Source organism: Novosphingobium humi (assembly GCF_028607105.1).
GTDB lineage: Bacteria > Pseudomonadota > Alphaproteobacteria > Sphingomonadales > Sphingomonadaceae > Novosphingobium > Novosphingobium humi.
Map to the genome: position 1 here is coordinate 92,896 of NZ_CP117418.1, position 17,624 is coordinate 110,519.

The following is a 17,624-nucleotide window of genomic DNA, read 5'->3' on the forward strand; positions in this document are numbered from 1 at the left end:
ATGCGGATCGCCCTTTCCCGATGGATGCGCGGTGCGGCCATGATGGCGATGGGCGCGGCGGTGATCGGCGCGGCCCCGCCCCCGGCCCCGTCTCCGGCCAAACCTGAACTGGGGCCGGACGGCACGCCGATCATACGACCCGCCCCTGCGCCCACTTTTCCCTCGCGGCGCCCCGGATCGGCCTTTGCCGATGGGGCCGACCTGCCCGAGATGGTGGTGGTGCCGGCCGGGCGCTTCATGATGGGCACCACGCCCAAGGACAACCGATCGGTGGGCGTATGGCCGATGTTCGATGCGATGGAAGGGCCGGTGCATCCCGTCACCATCGCGCGGCCCTTTGCCGTGGGGCGCTATGCCGTCACGTTTGACCAATGGGACGCCTGCGTGGCCGATGGCGGCTGCGGCGGCTATCGGCCGGGCGATGAGGGCTGGGGGCGTGGACGGCGGCCGGTGATCAATGTGAATTACGACGATGCGCTGGCCTATGTCGCCTGGATTCGCCGCAAAACCGGCCAGCCCTATCGCCTGCTGTCCGAGGCGGAATGGGAATATGCCGCGCGCGCGGGCACGGTCACGCCCTTTTATTTCGGCACGCGCATCACCCATGAGGACGCCAATTACGGCAATTTCTATGACCGCACGACGCCGGTGGGGTCCTATCCGCCCAACCGGTTCGGCCTCTATGATATGGCGGGCAACACCGCGCAATGGGTGGCCGATTGCCATCACCCCGATTTCAAGGGGGCGCCCGGCGATGGATCGGCGTGGATCGCGGGCGGCGATTGCACCAAGCGCAATGTGCGCGGCGGCGGGTGGAGCCTGCTCGACTGGACATTGCATGTGGCCCAGCGCATCGGCGATCCGCCGCAACAGCGCAACAACCATCTGGGATTTCGCGTGGCGCGCGATCTGCCGTGAGACGCACGGGGGCCTTGGCGAAGGCCCCCAGGCAATTCAGCCCTTGGGCACGGTTTTGAGATAATCGCCCATATCGTTGCGGAAGCCGGTCCATTCCTTCCATTTGAAAATGTCGGGCGTGTGGCTTTCCAGCGACCGGCGCGCGGCTGCGGGGATTTCGTCAAGGCCGCTGATCTTGGCGCCATAGGCGCGGCCCCATGTGCGGCCCGATTTGGTTTCGGCCCGACCGCCCATGCCCAGCCAAGGATGCCATGTCGCCATGTTCTGAAAGGTGCAGAAGGCGGGCGCGCTGGTCAGCTTTTCATTGAACGCGTCCTGCGCCCGCGCGCCATAGGTGGCGTGGCTTTCCCAGAAGATCGTCTTGCCCGCCGACAAATGCGGATAGGCATCAGGCGTGGCGGCATTGGGAAAGGCCGCCGAAGAGGATGTCGGCACGATCACCATATCGCCCAGTTCCTCCATCGGCAGCACGACCGGATTGAGGTCCGCCCCCTTGGTGACAATCCCGTCCGGGCCGATCGCCACATTGAAAGGCCCGCCATAGAATTGCCAGACCTTGCGCTTTTCGCCGGTGATGGGGTTTACCCAATCGTCGAGCGGCTCGTCGGTGTTGAACCGGCAATAGACCCCGGACTCATAGGTGCGCGATTCATACTGATTGCCGGGCAGGGGCGTCCATTCCGAGATGTTGAGGTGGTTCATCGTGAAGAAGGGGATCAGATTGCCATCGCCCGTATAGCCATAGATGTGCAGGCGATAGAAGATGAACACCGTTTCACGTGCGCAGGAGCCGATCACACGGGCGCGCATCCGGGCGCGGACCGCAGGATCATTCAGATCGGGCCGGGCGGCGATGCCCTGCGCGGTCATGCCCTGCGCGGCAAGGGCGGCGGGCGTCAACAGGCCCATTCCGGCAGCCGCAGGCGCGGCGGCAAGCATATGGCGGCGGGTCAGATGATCCATTATTGTCAGGCTCCCTTGGCGTTTATCGGCCCCCCGCCACGTCCAGCGTGGTGCCCGTGATATAGCTGGCCTCCTCGCCGGCCAGGAACAGGATCGCGTCAGCCACCTCGCGCGGCGTGCCCAGCCGGTGCAGCGGCACCATGCGGCTGGGGGCATATTCGAGGCCTTGCTCGTCCATCGCGCGCAGATATGGCCCGGCCAGTTCGGTATCGATAGGGCCGGGGGCAACGGCATTGATCGTGATCCCGCTGTCGCCCAGCTCGATGGCCAGCGCGCGGACAAAGCCGATAACCCCGGCCTTGGCGGTCGAATAGGGCGCGGCGCCGGAATAGAAGGCATTCCACACCGTGCCGTTGCGCGCGCCTGAGGACAGGCAGACGATCCGCCCATAGCCGCGCGCCGCCATGCCCGGCACGGCCGCGCGGGTGCAAAGGAACATGCTGCGCAGGGAGAGCGCCATCGTGTGTTCCCAATCGTCCAGCGAGAGATCGGCAATCCGCCCCGAACGCCCGCCGCCCACATTGTTGACCAGAATGTCGAGCGGGCGCCAATCGAGCGCCGCCCCGAACAGATCGGCCACTTGCGCCTCGTCGGTCACATCGCAGGGGATGATCCGATGCGGCGCATCGCCCAGCAGGGCGGCGGTCTCGCGCAGCCTGTCCTCATCGCGGTCGGCAAGGACGAGCGCCGCGCCCTCCTCGGCAAGGCGCAGCGCGGCGGCGCGGCCTATGCCCAGACCCGCGCCGGTGATAAGGGCTGTCCGGCCGCCCATGCGTGATTGGCTCATGATGCGCAGGCTATGCAAGGCGCGGAGGCGCCGGCGGGTTTTGCGCGGTCTATCCGATGGGCGGAACTGTGGGAAACGGCCATTGCGGGCCGGGGGCGGCGCGGCGCAGCCTTGGCCCATGATCGCACTGGACAATGGTTTTGAAGAAGCGGTGGCCATCGTGGCCGATGCGGGGGCAAGCGCGGCAAGGCTTTGCGCGGCAACGGGGTTTGTGCCTTTGGCGCAGGGGCCGGTCGATGGCGGGGCGCTGGCGCTGATGGGCCTGTCGGGCGGGGCGCAGGAGGTGTTGATCGGGCATCCCGGCGTGGCGCGCGGGCGGATCCGTCTGATCCAGATCGACGGCCCGGTGGCGGGTTTGAACCGCGAAGGCGGACAGGCATGGGACCCGGGCGGCATTTTCGACATCAACCTGCGCGCCCTGCCCGATATCGAGGCTTTGCAGCGCGCGCTGGTGGCTCAGGGCTTTGTCGCCCATGCGCCGATCACCGATTGGGATTTCGGCCCTCTGGCCGTGCGCGAGGTGGTCAGCAGCGATGCCGATGGTCTGTGCGTCGCGCTGATGGAGCGGGTGCGGCCCCCGCTTCAGGGCTATGACGGCGTGTCCGGCCCGGCCAGTTTCGTGTTCAATTCCACCCAGGTGGTGCCCGATTTCGAGGCGGCGCGGCATCTCTATCGTGATTGTCTGGGCTGGTTGCCGGTGCAGGAAACCGAAGGGATGGCGGCGCAGGACAGCGGGGCCAACTGCATGGGCCTGCCCGAAGGAATCGCCGCGCAAATCCCGATGCGGATTGGCATCTATCAGCCCGAAGGGCGGATGGAGGGATCGGTCGAGATCATCGAATATGGCGTGCGTGGCCATGATTTCTCGGACTGCGAACCGCCGCTGCGGGGCTGGACTTCGCTGCGCTTTCCGGTGACGGATCTGGAGGAATTCATCAATCGGGCGGCAATGGGCGGTTGCCGGATCATCGGCCCGGTGGCGGCGCAATGGGCGCCGCATCCCGCCGGAATGGCCGCCGCCGCGATCACCCCGTGGGGCGCGCGGCTGGAGGCTTTTCAATCGGGTGTCAAAGATCGTTGAGATAGGTGATGGCTTCGGCCTCGCTGATCACGTCGGCATATTTGGCGTTCATGTCGAACAGATTGGCGTCATGCGGGCCGGAATGACGGTCGCCGCAGGCGTCCGCGATCACGGCGGTCCTGAACCCGTGGCTCATCGCATCGACGCAGGAGGCGCGCACGCAGCCGCTGGTCGAAAGTCCGGTGAGCAGAACGCTGTCCACGCCCATGGCCGTCAGCGTGCTGGCAAGGGACGTGCCGAAAAAGGCGCTGGGATATTGCTTGGAGATGACCAGTTCGTCCTCAAATGGTTCAAGCCCCGGCCCCCATGCGGCCATCGGATGGCCCTTGACAAAATAGCGCAAGGGCGCGGCCTTTTCGAAGAAACGCCCGCCGTCCATGCCGCTGGCATGATATTGCACGCAGGTCAGAATGACCGGCACCCCGGCCTTGCGGGCGACCTCGCGCACGCGCAGCGCGCTCTCGATCGCGTCATAGACGGGCTGGCCGCAATAGAGATCACAGTCGGGTTCGAAATAGGCGCGGCAGAAGTCGATCATCACCAGCGCGGGCTTTTTCCCGAAGCCCACGCGGGTGTTATAGGCGCGCTTGTAATTTTCGAGCAGGTCGTCGCTCATGATGCATCATCCTCGGCATAGAGCCACGGCGCGCTGGCCTTTTGGCGTGTTTCAAATTCGGCGATGGCGCCGGAATATTGGTGCAGCAGGACGGCGGTCTCATCCCAGCCGTTGAGCAGGGCCAGTTTGCGTTCGGGCGCGATGTCAAAGGCAAAGGCGCGGTTGCCCACGGTCAGGCTTTGCGCCTCCAGATCGACGGCGAATGTCTGCTCGGTCTGGGCCGCGACCATCAGCTCGGCCACCGTTTCGGCGGGCAGGGTGATGGGCAGGATGCCGTTGCGCTGGCAATTGGAATGGAAGATCTCGCCAAAGCCCGCCGCGATGATGCAGCGCACGCCAAGGCCCGCAATCGCCCAGACCGCCTGTTCGCGGCTGGAGCCGGAACCGAAATTGGCGCCTGCGACGATGAAGGGCGCGGCGTTGAAGGGCGCGCGGTTGAGCACGTAATCGGGAATTTCCGCGCCATCGGCATCAAACCGGCGATCATGGAACGCATAGCGGCCCAGCCCTGCCTTGGCGGTGATCAGCAGAAAGCGCGCGGGAAAGATGATATCGGTGTCGATATTCTCCTCCGGCATTGGCGCGGCATGGCCCGACAGGGTGGTGAAAGGCTGGCTCATGCCGCAAACTCCCGTATGTCGGCGATATGGCCCGCGATGGCGGCGGCGGCGGCCATGGCTGGGCTCATCAGATGGGTGCGCCCGCCCGGACCCTGACGGCCCTCGAAATTGCGGTTGCTGGTGCTGGCGCAGCGCTCGCCCGGTTTCAGGCGGTCATCATTCATCGCCACGCACATCGAGCAGCCCGCAAGGCGCCATTCAAAGCCCGCCTCGATCAGGATGCGGTCCAGCCCCTCGGCCTGCGCGGCGGCGCGTGTGGCGGCGCTGCCCGGCACGACGATGGCCTTGATGCCCGGCGCCACCTTGCGGCCCTTGGCCACGGCGGCGGCGGCGCGGATATCCTCGATCCGCCCATTGGTGCATGACCCGATGAAGGCATGGGTGATGGCAATATCGGTGATGCTCTGGCCCGGCGTCAGGCCCATATAGGCCAGCGCCTTTTCCGCCTGACGCCGCGCGGGCCCTTCGGCCAATTGCGCGGGATCGGGCAGGGCAGCGTCAACCGGCAGCGTCTGGTCGGGGGTTGTGCCCCAGCTGACCTGCGGCACCAGCGAGGCCACATCGACCTCGATCACGCGGTCATAGACGGCATCGGGATCGCTGGCCAGATCGCGCCATGCGGCCACGGCCTGATCCCACAGCGCGCCCTTGGGGGCCAGACGGCGGCCTTTGAGGAAGGCGAAGGTGACATCATCGGGCGCGACCAGACCCACCCGGCTGCCCGCCTCGATCATCATGTTGCACAAGGTCATGCGCTCGGCCATGCTCATGGCGCGCACCACGGGTCCGGTGAATTCGACCGCATGGCCCGCCGCGCCGTCCGCGCCGATCCGTGCGATGATGGCAAGGGCAATGTCCTTGGCAAAGACCAGCGGATGGCGCGTTCCGCTCAGCTCGATCCGCATGGTTTTCGCCCGCTTCTGGCGCAGGCATTGCGCGGCCATCACCGTGCCCTGTTCGGATGCGCCAATGCCAAAGGCCAGCGCGCCAAAGGCGCCATGCGTGGTCGTGTGGCTGTCGCCGCAAACGATGGTGGTGCCGGGCAGGGTAAAGCCGCTTTCCGGGCCGATCACATGGACGATGCCCTGTTCCGCCCCGTCGAGATCCGCATAGGGCACGGCAAAATCGGCCACATTGCTTTCGAGTTCGGCGATTTGCGAGGCGGCCTGCGGATCCTCGATCGTGCCATGGCGGATACCGTCGGCGCGAGGGCTGCGCGTGGGGACGGCATGGTCGGCCACGGCAATATGCGTTTGCGGGCGGCGCAACCGTCGCCCGGCCTCGCGCATGGCGACAAAGGCCTGTGGGCTGGACACCTCGTGCAGGATCTGGCGGTCGATATAGAGCAGCGTCTCGCCGCCGGGCAGTTCGGCCACGGCATGGGCGTTCCACAGCTTTTCGTAAAGCGTGCAGGCGGTCATGGATATAAACTCAAAGTTTGGGGGTGCCGGCCTCGACATAGGCGGCGATCAGTTGGGCAAAGCGGTCGCCCACCTCGAGCGGGGGATAATGGCCCACATCGGGCATCAGCACGCGGCTGATCGTGGCGTTGGAAAGGTATCGCGCGATATGGTTGGCCGCGATTTCGGGCAGCAGCGGATCGGCCGCGCCCCAGATCAGGAAGGTGGGCGCCTTGACCTTGGCCATTTCGATTGCGGCCTGTTTGCCGTCGCCGATGCGCGCGACCAGGGCGACGGGGTATTTTTCCGGCGTGCGGCGGTTGAAATCATAATATTCGTCGCGGGTTTTTTTGCTGATCCGCTTGGGATCGCCCGCGAAATAGCCAAGATACTCGTCCCAGTAGGGGCGGTCGTTGAAGCCACCATTGGCCTTGGCACGGGCGATCCCGTCAACAAAGCTCTTGGGCATCACCAGATGGCTGGTGTCGACCGGATCGCTGGGCGTGTTCGACAGGATCAGCCGCTCGACCAGTTCGGGACGCTTGGCGGCCAGATACATGCCCATCGTGCCGCCGCTCGACACGCCGACGAAAGTGACCTTTTTCACATGCAGCGCATCGAGCAGCCCTTCGGCAATCTCGACCGGCTGGACATTCTGCGCCACTTCATCGGAAATCCGGCCCGACAGGCCATAGCCGGGAATGTCGAAACGGATGATGCGATAGCGCGATTTCAACCGGGCGGTGACGACATCCCACGTCCGCAGCGTCGAAACCGAGCCATGGACCATATAGAGCACCGGCGCATTGCGCGGCCCTTCGTCCTTGTAATGGACCTCGACGCCCTTGATCGTCATGAAGCGACTGGCCGGATCGCGGTATTTGGCGCGCAATTGTTCGATCGAGAGATAGGGATGGGCCGCCGCCGGAGCAGCGGCAGCCGGCGCGCCCTGCGCATGGGCCAGCGGCGCCATCACGCAGACCGCCAGCATCGAGCCGACCAACAGAACCGGGCGCAGGCACTTCATCGCTTTCTCCACCATTTATAACAAGCCTGCGCCTTATCAGCGCGCGCAGGCTTTGCCACAAGGCGGCAGGTCCCCGACGGCACAGGCCCCCTTTGCATGCGCCATGATGATGGCAATCCGCGAGGATTTCCGAAACGGAAAGCATGCTATCCGACAGGTGGTGACGGGCCGGGGGCGGATCGACAGGCGGGCAGGGGGCGTGCGCTATTCGCCCCGTGCAATTCTTGGAGTTTGAAGATGGGCGTTGACCGGCGCGGATTTACCTTTGGCCTTGGCATGGCGGGCCTGATGGCGGCTTCGCCCGCGATGGCGCGCGCGGCGGCAAAAGCGGTGAAACCCGCGCCGCGCGGCACCGATGTGATCGTGCTGGGCGCCGGGATTTCGGGGCTGAACACGGCATGGCTGCTCGAACAGCAGGGGCTGAAGGTCACCGTGCTGGAAGGGCGCCAGCGGGTTGGCGGCCGCATCATGACGCTGATGGATCAGCCCGGCTATCCGGAAATGGGCTTCAATTCCATGGCCGAAGGCTATGGGCGCGGCATTGACGCGGCGGCGCGCGCGGGCGTGACGCTGGAGGAAGTGGGCGCGCGCTATCGCATCGGCGGGGCGCCGGGCCTCTATATCAACGGCAAGCTGCTGAGCCGCGAGGAATGGGCAAAGCATCCGGGCAATCCATTCCCCGATGCGATGAAGTCGATGATGCCCGCCGAGGTGGTCAACACGCTGATCGCCAAACATACGCGGCTCAAAGACTGGAGCCAGTGGGCCGATGTGGCCAATGCCCCGCTCGACATCTCGCTTTACGAATGGCTCAAGGCGCAGGGCCTGTCGGATCAGGCGATCCATCTGGCCAATGACGTTTCGCCCTATTACGGCACCAATGCCTATGACGTTTCGGCGCTGATGCTGGAATATAACGACGGCTTTGTGAAGGCGCAGATTGCGGCGGGGATCAAGTCGCTGGCGGTCAAGGGCGGCAATCTCAACCTGCCCATGGCCATGGCCAAGATGCTTAAGGGCGATCTGTTGCTGGGCAAGGAAGTGGTGGCGATCGAGACCACGCCGACCAATGCCACGGTTACTTGCGCTGATGGTACGGTTCACACGGCGGGCCGGGTGATCTCCTCGCTGCCCTTCTCAACCCTGCGCCATGTGCATGTGATGCCGGGCCTGTCGGGGGTTCAGGCGCGGGCCGTGGCCACCATGCCCTATCAGCCTTTGTCGATTGCATTCCTGACCGCCACCGCGCCGTTCTGGGAAGAGGACAAACAGGCGCCCGGCATGTGGACCGATGGCGTGACCGGCGTGGTCACGCCCCAGCGTTTCGGCGCAACGCCTGAGGAAATCACCGGCTTTACCGTTCAGGCGCGCGGCGCGATGGCCCATTACTGGGACGCGATGGGCAAGGAGGCCGCGATGGCCACGATCATCGCCGGGATCGAGGCGATCCGCCCCTCGACCAAGGGTAAATTGCGCGGCGCGGCCTATTTCAGCTGGATCGGCGAACGGTTCAACCAGGGCGACTGGGCCTATTTCAGCCCCGGACAGGTCGCGGGCGTGATGGGTGAGATCGGCAAGCCGGCGGGCCGCCTGCATTTCTGCGGCGAGCATACCGCAACCGGCGCGCGCGGATTGGAAGGCGCGCTGGAATCCTCCGAACGCGTCGCGCTGGAGGTCTTGTCGGCCTGATGCGCATTTGTTCGCATTGCGGAGACTCGGTGCTTGCCGATGGGCGCGGAGGCTCAATAATGTTTGTGTCGCACCATATTTTGCCAAGCGAGTAACGTCTCATGGACTATGATTACATTCCCCTTCCCGCCCGCCAGCCCCTGAAGTGGCCCAATGGCGCGCGGGTGGCGCTGATCCTGACCTTCAACCTTGAGACGTGGGATCTGACCAAGGACAGCGACAAGCCCTATTACGCGGGCGGCCCGGCGATCCTGCCGGATTCGCTGCCTGCCAATACGCCCGACTTTCCCAATTTCACCTGGCGCGAATATGGCCAGCGGGTGGGCATCTGGCGCCTCTATGATCTGTTCGACGAACTGGGCGTCAAGGCGAGCTGCACCACCAATGCCGTGACGTTTGAGCGGCGCAAGGCGATGACCGATGCTTGCCTTGAGCGCGGTTGGGAATTACTGACGCATAATTGGGAACAGGGCGAACTGCTCACCTCCTTCGCGCATCAGCCGGAGAAGGAGCGTGACATCATCCTGCGCAGCCTCGACCAGTTCGAGAAATACACCGGCCGCAAGTCGAAGGGCTGGCTGTCGTCCTCGCTGCGCGGCACGATGCAGACGGCCGATATTCTGGCTGAATATGGCTGCAAATTCTACTGCGACATCATGAATGACGATCAGCCCTATCTGCTGAAAACGCCCAACGGGCCGATCGTCTCAGTGCCCTATTCGAACGAAATCAACGATTTCACCTTCATTACCCGCAAGAATTTCACCACCGACCAGTTCCGCGACGCGCTGATCGAGGAACTCGACGTGCTTTATGCTGAGGGCGCCAAGACCGGGCGGATCATGAATGTCGGCCTGCACCCGCATGTGTCGGGCCGCGCCCATCGCGTGCGCGCGCTGCGCGAATTTATCGAACATGCCAAGAGCCTGCCCGGCGTGTGGTGGGCCACGCGCGAGGAAATCGCGGAGTGGTATCTGGAAAACCACGAAAGCCATATTCCCGGCCAGCTTGACGGCGGTGCAAAGTGAGCAAGCCGCAGACTATCCTGATCGTCGGCGGGGGCGTGGCGGGCATGACCGCCTCGGCTGCGCTGGCCCAGCAGGGTTTCAAGGTGACGCTGCTCGAATCCGCGCCCCAGTTCGGCGAAATCGGCGCAGGCCTGACCCTGACGCCCAACGCGATGAAGGGGCTGGATTTCATCGGCATCTGCGAGGAAGCGGCCGCGGTTGCTGTCGAACCCACCCGCCAGCGCATCCAGCATTGGCAGGATGGGCGCACGCTGGTGGCGTTTGACCGCTCGACCCAGCGCGAGAAATATGGCGCGCCTTATATCACCGTTCACCGCGCCGATCTGCATGGCGTGATGACACGCGCGGCAGAGCGCGCCGGGGTGGAAATGATCGCCGGGGCGCAGGTGGTTTCGAGCGAGGGGACCACGGTGACGCTGGCCGACGGGCGGCAATACAGCGCCGATGTGCTGGTCGGTGCCGATGGCGTGAAGAGCGTGATCCGCCAGCGCTTTGGCGATGATGCCCCGCATTTTACCGGCCATGTCGCATGGCGCTGCCTTGTGCCGGTGACGCCGGAAATTCAGGATCTTTCCGATTTTCCCGGCATCATCATCGGCCCCGGCGCGATGATGAACCGCTATAATGTGCGCGGTGCAAAAGTGATGAACTTCGTCTTCTTCGCCCGGCAGGAAGGCTGGAATCAGGAAGGCTGGACCACGCCTGCCGATCCGGATGAATTGCAGGCGATCTATGGCCATTGGTGCGAGGATGCGCAGCGGTTGCTGAAGGCCGCAATTGCCCAGCCGCTGTTCAAATGGGCGATCAACGCGCGCAAGCCGATGCCGACCTGGGTGCTGGACGGCAATGTCACGCTGATCGGCGATGCGGCCCATGCGATGACGCCTTTCCTGGGCCATGGCGCGGCCTGCGGGATCGAGGATGCGGTGGTGCTGGCCCGCGCGCTGGCCGCTTCGGATTCCGCTGCCGAGGGCCTTGCCCGCTATGAGAAGGCGCGTCACGAACGGGCTACGTTCATCCAGCAGGAATCGAACGCCAATGCGGATCGCATGCAGGGCCAGAACACCGATTTCTTCGGCCTTGAAGGCATGAAGGACGAGGAATCGCTCGGCCTGTTCCTCTATGACCCGCGGACGGTGGAAGTATGAACGTGCTGCCCTTTGACGGCCACGCCATCGCGCCCGAAACCGCCGCCTTTCTGGGCGGGCCGCACCGGCTGCTGATCGACGGCGCATGGGTTGACGGCAGCGGCGAGCATGTCACGCGCGACCCGGCCACGGGCCTTGAATTGGCCCGCTTCGCCACCGGCGGCGCGGCTGAGGTTGACGCCGCCGTGGCCGCCGCGCGCCGCGCGTTCCATGGCGCATGGGGGCGGATGACGGTTTCGGACCGCACCGCGATCCTGTTCCGCCTTGCCCGGATCATGGAGGCCAATGCCCGGCTTTTGACCGAGCTGGACATTGTCGACAATGGGATGCCCGGTTTTATTGCGGGGCTGACCACGGCCAATTGCGTGGAAATGGTCGATTATTACGCGGGCGCGGTGATGCGGATCGAGGGCACCACCACCGCCCCGCCGCGCCATATCGCCGCCGAGACCGAGGCGCTGACCTATACTCTGCGTGAGCCGGTCGGCGTTGCCGGGCTGATCGTGCCGTGGAATGTGCCGCTTTCCACCGCGATCCTGAAACTGGCGCCGGCGCTGGCGGCGGGCTGCACCGTGGTGATGAAGCCGAGCGAGGAAACACCGCTTTCGGTCCTGGCACTGGGGCAGATGATCCTGGATGCCGGGTTTCCGGCGGGTGTGGTCAATATCGTCAACGGTTTCGGCGCGGATTGCGGCGCGGCGCTGGCGGCCCATCCGGGGGTGGACAAGATCAGCTTCACCGGATCGACCGTGACCGGCAAAAAGATCGTGCAGGCAGCCCTAGGCAATCTGAAAAAGGTCAGCCTCGAACTGGGCGGCAAATCGCCGGTGGTGGTGATGCCGGACGCCGATCTGGCGCTGGCCGTGCCCGGCGTTGCGCTGGCCACCTTCTTCCTTCAGGGTCAGAACTGCATGGCGGGCACGCGCATCTTTGCGCATGAGGCGATCCATGACGCGCTGGTCGAAGGCGTGGCGGCGTTCAGCGCGGGTATGAAGCTGGGCCATGGGCTGGACCCGGCCACGATGCAGGGTCCGATGATCTCCGACGCGCACAGCGCCAAGGTCATGTCCTATATCGAGGCGGGCAAGGCGGCGGGGGCCACGTTGGTCTGCGGCGGAGACAAGCTGGATCGGCCGGGCAATTTCATCCCTCCGACGATCTTTGCCGATTGTCGGCCCGATATGTCGATCGTGCGCGATGAGATCTTTGGCCCGGTCATGGCGGTGCAGAAATTCGCCACCACCGATCTCGACGCGATTGCCGAGCTTGCCAATGACACGCCCTTCGGCCTGTCGGGCAGCGTGTGGACCCGCGATCTGTCCACGGCGCACCGCATGGTGAAACGCATCCGCGCAGGCCATGTCTCGATCAATTGCCACGGCGCGGTGGGCACCAACATCCCGTTCGGCGGTTTTGGCCAATCGGGTTGGGGCCGCGAATTTGGCCGCGAAGGGCTGGATGCCTATCTCGAAACCAAGGCCGTCACGGCGCGGCTTTAAACGGAAAGGGGCGGGAACAACCCGCCCCCTTTTTTATGCGCTGCCTACGGGGGCGCCATTCGACAGATCGTGGCTGATCGCCGCAGCGGTGGCCTTCAGATCATCCAGATAGCGTTCGAGCGCGGTCGACAGTTTCATCGCGGCCACAAAGAAGGCCAGCGTGATCGCCGCCTCGAAATGGCCGTTGCGGAACACCGGCACCGCGATGGACGATGTCTTGCCCGGCGTCAGATTGTGGTGATTGCGCCCCTGCACCGCATAGCCGTCGGCGCGGATGCGTTCAACGTCCAGCCCGACCTCGGCCGTGGCCAGATAGTTGAGGTCGATATCCTGCGACACGCGCATAAAGCGCAGGATCATCTCGCGGTCCTCGTCATCGGCAAAGGCCATCGAGACCTTGCCCGATGCGCTGTCGAGAATGGGCAGGGTGAAGCCGGGATAGTAGTGCTCGAAAGTCAGCGAGGAATTGGCATGGGTGGAATCGCGCAGCATCATGTCGCGCCCCACCCGGATCGCCACCGACACCGGCCAGCCAACCCGCCGCGTCAGCGCCACGATATGCGGCCGCGCGATGCGCACCAGTTCATCGTCATGCTGAAACCCGGTGGCCAGCGTCTGGACCAGCGCGGTGGCGCGGTAACGCTTGCGCGCGGGTTCCTGCTCGATCAGCCCTTCATACAACAGCGTCTGCACGATGCGGCAGGCGGTGGGATAGGGGACCTGGCTCGCCTTCGCGATTTCCATCATCGAAAGCGAGCCATGACGGTTGATGGCTTTCAGCGCAGCGATTGACCGCGTGATCGACCGAATGGGAACACCCTTTTCCATGACGATTTCTCCCGTGAAACTCTTGTGTCGCAAGAGTGTCAGGAGATTGTCATTTTTCCGAAAAGGACGCCAGTTTATCCGACAGGCGGATACGCATTCTGGCGTATATCCGTTTACGACCCCGGAATGACCACCTGCCGGATCGCTGCGCCGCTGGCCAATTTGTCCATCAAAGCATTGATTTCGGAGAGCGGGCTGATCGAGGTGAGCAGCTTTTCCACCGGCAGGCGGCCTGCGCGCCACAGGGCGATGTAGCGCGGAATATCGCGCGAGGGGATCGAGGAACCCATGTAGCTGCCCATTAACGTCTTGCCATCGGCCACCAGAGAGAGCGCGTTGATCGAGAGCGACTCGGACGGATTGGGCAGGCCCACCGTCACGATCCGCCCCCCGCGCCGCGCCGCCTGATAGGCGGTGGCCAGCACGGCCGCCTTGCCCGCGGTTTCAACCACCACATCGGCGCCGCGCGCAGCCTCTTCCTCACCCGGCGCAAAGGCGCCCGCCGCGCCCAGTTCCAGCGCCAGCGCGCGCTTTTCCGGGCTGGGGTCGACCGCATAGACCGGCTGCGCGCCGGACGCCAAAGCGCCCAGCAGTGCGGCAAGGCCCACTCCGCCAAGGCCATAGATCAGCACGCTTTCGCCGGGGCGGACGGCGGCGGTGTTCATCACAGCGCCCACCCCCGTCAGCACCGCGCAGCCGAACAGCGCGGCGGTTTCGGCCGGAATGTCGGCGTCCACCTTCACCACGCTGCGCCGGTCCACCACGGCATGGCTGGCAAAGGCCGAGACGCCCAGGTGATGGTGGACATGCGCGCCATCACACGACAGGCGATGGCCCCCGCGCATCAATTCGCCCCGCCCGTTGGCCGCCGCGCCATTGGGGCAGAGGTAACCCTCGCCCGACTGACACGCGACGCATTGGCCGCAGGAAGGCAGGAACACCAGCACCACCCGGTCGCCCACGGCAATGTCCCGTTCATTGGGATCGCCAAGGGCCAGCACCGTCGCCGCCGCCTCATGCCCCAGCGCCATCGGCATCGGGCGGGGGCGATCCCCGTTGATGACCGAGAGATCCGAATGGCACAGGCCCGCCGCATCAATGCGCACCAGCAATTCGCCGGGCAGCGGATCGGCAAGGTCCACCGATTTCACATCCAGCGGCTTGCCCGTGCCATAGGGCGCGGGGTTGTTGCCGCTCTGGTTGAGCACAGCGGCGGTGATGGTGCGGGTGTTCATGGTCTTACTTCGCCCACTTCTTTTCAAAATCCCAGACTTCGTTGAAGCCGATCAGGCCGCAGAATTCCTTGAAATTGAAAATGCCTTCCGGCTCGCCGATGCCGTGATCTTTCAGGTCGCGCAGGCACTTTTCCATGGCCGTGGCCGCCACCAGCGAGGTCAGCGAGGGATAGATGGCATAGGCATAGCCGATCTCTTCCAGAACGCTGGCATTAGGGATCGGGGTCGAACCGCCATTGGCCATATTGGCCATCACCGGCTTGTCAAACAGGGCGCAGGCCTTGGCCATTTCCTCTTCGCTTTCCAGCGCTTCGGGGAAGATGACATGGGCGCCGGCCTTATCATAGGCTTCCATGCGGCGCATCAGCGCGTCGAAGCCTTCGCTCTGGCGCGCGTCGCTGCGGGCGATGATGAGGAAGTCCTCGCTCTCTCGCGCGTCCACCGCCACCTTGATCTTGTCGACCATATCCTCGACCGGGATGCAGCGGCGGAAGGGCGTGTGGCCGCACTTCTTGGGGAATTCCTGATCTTCAAGCTGGATGCAGGTGACGCCCGCCGCCTCATAGCCCTTGACCGTGTGATGCACATTGAGCAGCCCGCCATAGCCGGTGTCGCCATCGGCAATCACCGCGCTGTTGCTGGTGCGCACCAGCGTGGTCATGCGGTTGAGCATTTCGGTATAGGTGGCGATGCCCGCGTCGGGCAGGCCCCATGCGCTGGCCGTCAGCCAGTAGCCGGTGCCATAGACGATGTCGAAGCCCACCTTGTTGGCGATGGCCGCCGTGATCATGTCCTGAATGCCGGGCACGACAAAGAATTTGCCGCTTTCCAGCTTTTGGCGAAGGATAGGATTAGCCATTTTGTTCTTCCTGCAATGGTAAATCGGCCCCGGAAGCTATGCGCTGCCGGGGCCGGGATAGATTAGGCGACCGTGGCCCACTTGGGCGCCTGCGGCGCGGGCAGGCCCGTTTCGGCCAGACAGTTCGCCCGCAGCGTTTCAAGGTCGGGGCCAAAGTTGAAGGTTTCAATGGGGCCGCGCTCGGCGCGCATCTTGGCGCGCAGGGCTTCGGTGGCGGCCTCATCAACCGCGCCATCGACCAGCACCACGCCATAGCGCAGCGCGCCCTTTTCGGTCACCAGCCCCTGGGCCAGTTCCTTGGCCAGCAGCGCGGGATCGCGATCCAGCGGGTCGCCCCAGCCGCCGCCGCCCCAGGTGATGAAGTGCAGGCGGTCGCCCGCCTCGACCGGATAGTCCTCCAGCTTGTTGCCGACAACGATTTCGGTGCCGTCCTTTTTGACCAGAACCTTGCGCGCGCGAGCGCCCGGTTCGCCGCCGTTCACACCCCATGGCGGCACGAACCAGCGGTCGTCATGGATGGCGATCACGCCGTCTTCGAGGAAGCGATAGACCATGTCGATCCCGTTGCCGCCGCGATGCAGCCCCGCGCCGCCCGAGTCGGCCACCGTTTCATAACGCTCGATGATCAGCGGGAAATAGCGTTCGAGGAACTCGTTGGGCACATTGGTGAAACCGGGGAAGAGCGAATGCCCGTCCGGCCCGTCGCCCATCGGGCGGCCCGGAATGCCGCCAAAGCCGATCTGGAACAATTGGAACCACTTGCCCGCCTTGTCCGTGCCGGCATAGAACAGGTGGGGCGAGGACGAGAAACCGGCGGCGTTGAGGAATTCCGGCGTCTTTTGCCCCAGCAGGCCGCCCAGAATGTCGAACAGGCGGCCCAGAACGTGGGTACGGCCCGACAAAGCGGCGGGGAACTTGGGCTTGAGGAGCGAACCTTCCGGGATGCGCACGTCAATGAGGTCGTAATAGCCGTCATTGAACAGGATCTGGGGGTCAAAGACCATGATCATGTAGATGCCGAAGAACATGCGCATCATGTTCTCGTTGAGCAGCATGTTGATCGAGGCCTGCGACTGGGGATCGGTGCCGTCGAAATCCAGCACCACGCGGCCGTTCTCGCGCCACATCGTGCACTTGATCTTGTAGGGGCCAAAACCCATGCCGTCGTCGCAGATATAGTCCTCGAAGCTGACCTTGTCCTCGCCAATTGAGGTCTCGATCAGATGCTTCATCGCGCGGTAATTGCGATCCAGCAGAAGGTCGGTGGCCGAGGTGAACATGTCGTCGCCAAAGCGCTCGGCCATTTCCACGACGCGGGCGGCGGCAACGCGGCAGCTTGCGATCAGCGCGTTGAGGTCCGCCTTGCACCAGTCGGCCGTGCGGCTCTGATGCATGACCAGCTTGATGAGGTCTTCGTTATAGACGCCCTTCTTCCAGATCTTGACGGGCGGGATGCGCACGCCTTCCTGAAAGATCGAGGTGGCATGGATCGGCATCGAGCCGGGGACCATGCCGCCAATGTCGCTCTGATGGCCGAACATCGAGGTATAGGCGATCAGGCGCCCGTCCTTGAACACCGGCAGCAGCACCAGCCAGTCGTTGCAGTGCGAGATTGCCCCGCCCACCGAATAGGGGTCGGACAGGAAGATGAGGTCGCCGTCTTCGACCGTGCCGTCATAGCCTTCGAGGAAGGGGCCGATGTAGGAGCCGAACTGGCCCACGATCATGCGGCCCTGATAGTCGGCGATCAGCGGAAAGGCGTCGCCCTGTTCGCGGATGCCGGGCGACATGGCGGTGCGCACCAGCGTGGCGTCCATTTCGATGCGGGCGTTGCGCAGGGCGTTTTCGATGATGTCCAGCGTGACCGGATCTACGGCCACGGTGGCAAAAGGCGTTTCATTGGCCTGAATGATCTGTGCGGGCATG

At 64.4% G+C, this 17,624-nt stretch carries 16 protein-coding genes; 6 read left to right on the top strand and 10 right to left on the bottom strand.

The window, feature by feature from the left end:
• Positions 1-918 (top strand): formylglycine-generating enzyme family protein, encoded by a 918-nt coding sequence (locus PQ457_RS16540; protein WP_273619944.1) that lies wholly within the window; start codon positions 1-3, stop codon positions 916-918.
• 36 nt (positions 919-954) lie between these two features.
• On the opposite strand, the gene PQ457_RS16545 is transcribed toward PQ457_RS16540, so the two are convergent.
• Both PQ457_RS16545 and PQ457_RS16550 read right to left on the bottom strand, forming a co-directional pair.
• Positions 955-1,881: a DUF1838 family protein gene (locus PQ457_RS16545; protein WP_273619945.1), complete on the bottom strand. Its 927-nt coding sequence runs from the start codon at positions 1,879-1,881 to the stop codon at positions 955-957.
• Positions 1,882-1,903: 22 nt separating this feature from the next.
• Positions 1,904-2,668 (bottom strand): SDR family NAD(P)-dependent oxidoreductase, encoded by a 765-nt coding sequence (locus PQ457_RS16550; RefSeq protein WP_273619946.1) that lies wholly within the window; start codon positions 2,666-2,668, stop codon positions 1,904-1,906.
• Positions 2,669-2,786: 118 nt separating this feature from the next.
• On the opposite strand from PQ457_RS16550, the gene PQ457_RS16555 reads away from it, so the two are divergent.
• The gene (locus PQ457_RS16555) at positions 2,787-3,749 is read left to right on the top strand and encodes a hypothetical protein (protein ID WP_273619947.1); all 963 of its coding nucleotides are present in this window, start codon (positions 2,787-2,789) and stop codon (positions 3,747-3,749) included.
• On the opposite strand, the gene PQ457_RS16560 is transcribed toward PQ457_RS16555, so the two are convergent.
• Genes PQ457_RS16560 through PQ457_RS16575 form a run of 4 tightly spaced genes read right to left on the bottom strand, consistent with a single transcriptional unit; the run spans position 3,736 to position 7,412 of the window.
• Complete coding sequence (locus PQ457_RS16560) at positions 3,736-4,365, bottom strand: isochorismatase family protein (protein ID WP_273619948.1); 630 nt, start codon at positions 4,363-4,365, stop codon at positions 3,736-3,738. The two genes, PQ457_RS16555 and PQ457_RS16560, sit on opposite strands and share 14 nt — an antisense overlap.
• Complete coding sequence (gene leuD, locus PQ457_RS16565) at positions 4,362-4,985, bottom strand: 3-isopropylmalate dehydratase small subunit (protein WP_273619949.1); 624 nt, start codon at positions 4,983-4,985, stop codon at positions 4,362-4,364. The genes PQ457_RS16560 and leuD overlap by 4 nt, the downstream gene beginning before the upstream one ends.
• Positions 4,982-6,406: a 3-isopropylmalate dehydratase large subunit gene (gene leuC, locus PQ457_RS16570; protein ID WP_273619950.1), complete on the bottom strand. Its 1,425-nt coding sequence runs from the start codon at positions 6,404-6,406 to the stop codon at positions 4,982-4,984. Before leuC ends, leuD begins: the two co-directional genes overlap by 4 nt.
• 10 nt (positions 6,407-6,416) lie before the next feature.
• Positions 6,417-7,412 (bottom strand): alpha/beta fold hydrolase, encoded by a 996-nt coding sequence (locus tag PQ457_RS16575; protein WP_273619951.1) that lies wholly within the window; start codon positions 7,410-7,412, stop codon positions 6,417-6,419.
• Positions 7,413-7,649: 237 nt separating this feature from the next.
• Here PQ457_RS16575 and PQ457_RS16580 point away from each other — a divergent pair, with 237 nt between their 5' ends.
• From PQ457_RS16580 to PQ457_RS16595, 4 genes are all read left to right on the top strand, one after another.
• A complete protein-coding gene (locus PQ457_RS16580) occupies positions 7,650-9,101 on the top strand; it encodes a flavin monoamine oxidase family protein (RefSeq protein ID WP_273619952.1) in 1,452 nt (483 codons plus the stop codon).
• Positions 9,102-9,202: 101 nt separating this feature from the next.
• A complete protein-coding gene (locus PQ457_RS16585) occupies positions 9,203-10,129 on the top strand; it encodes a polysaccharide deacetylase family protein (RefSeq protein WP_273619953.1) in 927 nt (308 codons plus the stop codon).
• The gene (locus tag PQ457_RS16590; RefSeq protein WP_273619954.1) at positions 10,126-11,277 is read left to right on the top strand and encodes an FAD-dependent monooxygenase; all 1,152 of its coding nucleotides are present in this window, start codon (positions 10,126-10,128) and stop codon (positions 11,275-11,277) included. Before PQ457_RS16585 ends, PQ457_RS16590 begins: the two co-directional genes overlap by 4 nt.
• Entirely contained in the window at positions 11,274-12,776 is a 1,503-nt protein-coding gene (locus tag PQ457_RS16595; RefSeq protein WP_273619955.1) for an aldehyde dehydrogenase family protein, read from the top strand. Before PQ457_RS16590 ends, PQ457_RS16595 begins: the two co-directional genes overlap by 4 nt.
• A gap of 33 nt (positions 12,777-12,809) precedes the next feature.
• Here PQ457_RS16595 and PQ457_RS16600 read toward each other — a convergent pair whose 3' ends face one another.
• The 4 genes from PQ457_RS16600 to PQ457_RS16615 all read right to left on the bottom strand — a co-directional run bounded on the left by PQ457_RS16600 (position 12,810) and on the right by PQ457_RS16615 (position 17,623).
• Positions 12,810-13,604 (bottom strand): IclR family transcriptional regulator domain-containing protein, encoded by a 795-nt coding sequence (locus PQ457_RS16600; protein WP_168601488.1) that lies wholly within the window; start codon positions 13,602-13,604, stop codon positions 12,810-12,812.
• Positions 13,605-13,717: 113 nt separating this feature from the next.
• Positions 13,718-14,839 (bottom strand): zinc-binding dehydrogenase, encoded by a 1,122-nt coding sequence (locus tag PQ457_RS16605; protein ID WP_273619956.1) that lies wholly within the window; start codon positions 14,837-14,839, stop codon positions 13,718-13,720.
• 4 nt (positions 14,840-14,843) lie between these two features.
• Entirely contained in the window at positions 14,844-15,698 is an 855-nt protein-coding gene (locus PQ457_RS16610) for an isocitrate lyase/PEP mutase family protein (protein WP_273619957.1), read from the bottom strand.
• A gap of 62 nt (positions 15,699-15,760) precedes the next feature.
• Complete coding sequence (locus tag PQ457_RS16615) at positions 15,761-17,623, bottom strand: hydantoinase B/oxoprolinase family protein (protein ID WP_273619958.1); 1,863 nt, start codon at positions 17,621-17,623, stop codon at positions 15,761-15,763.
• Between the last annotated feature and the right edge of the window lies 1 nt (position 17,624).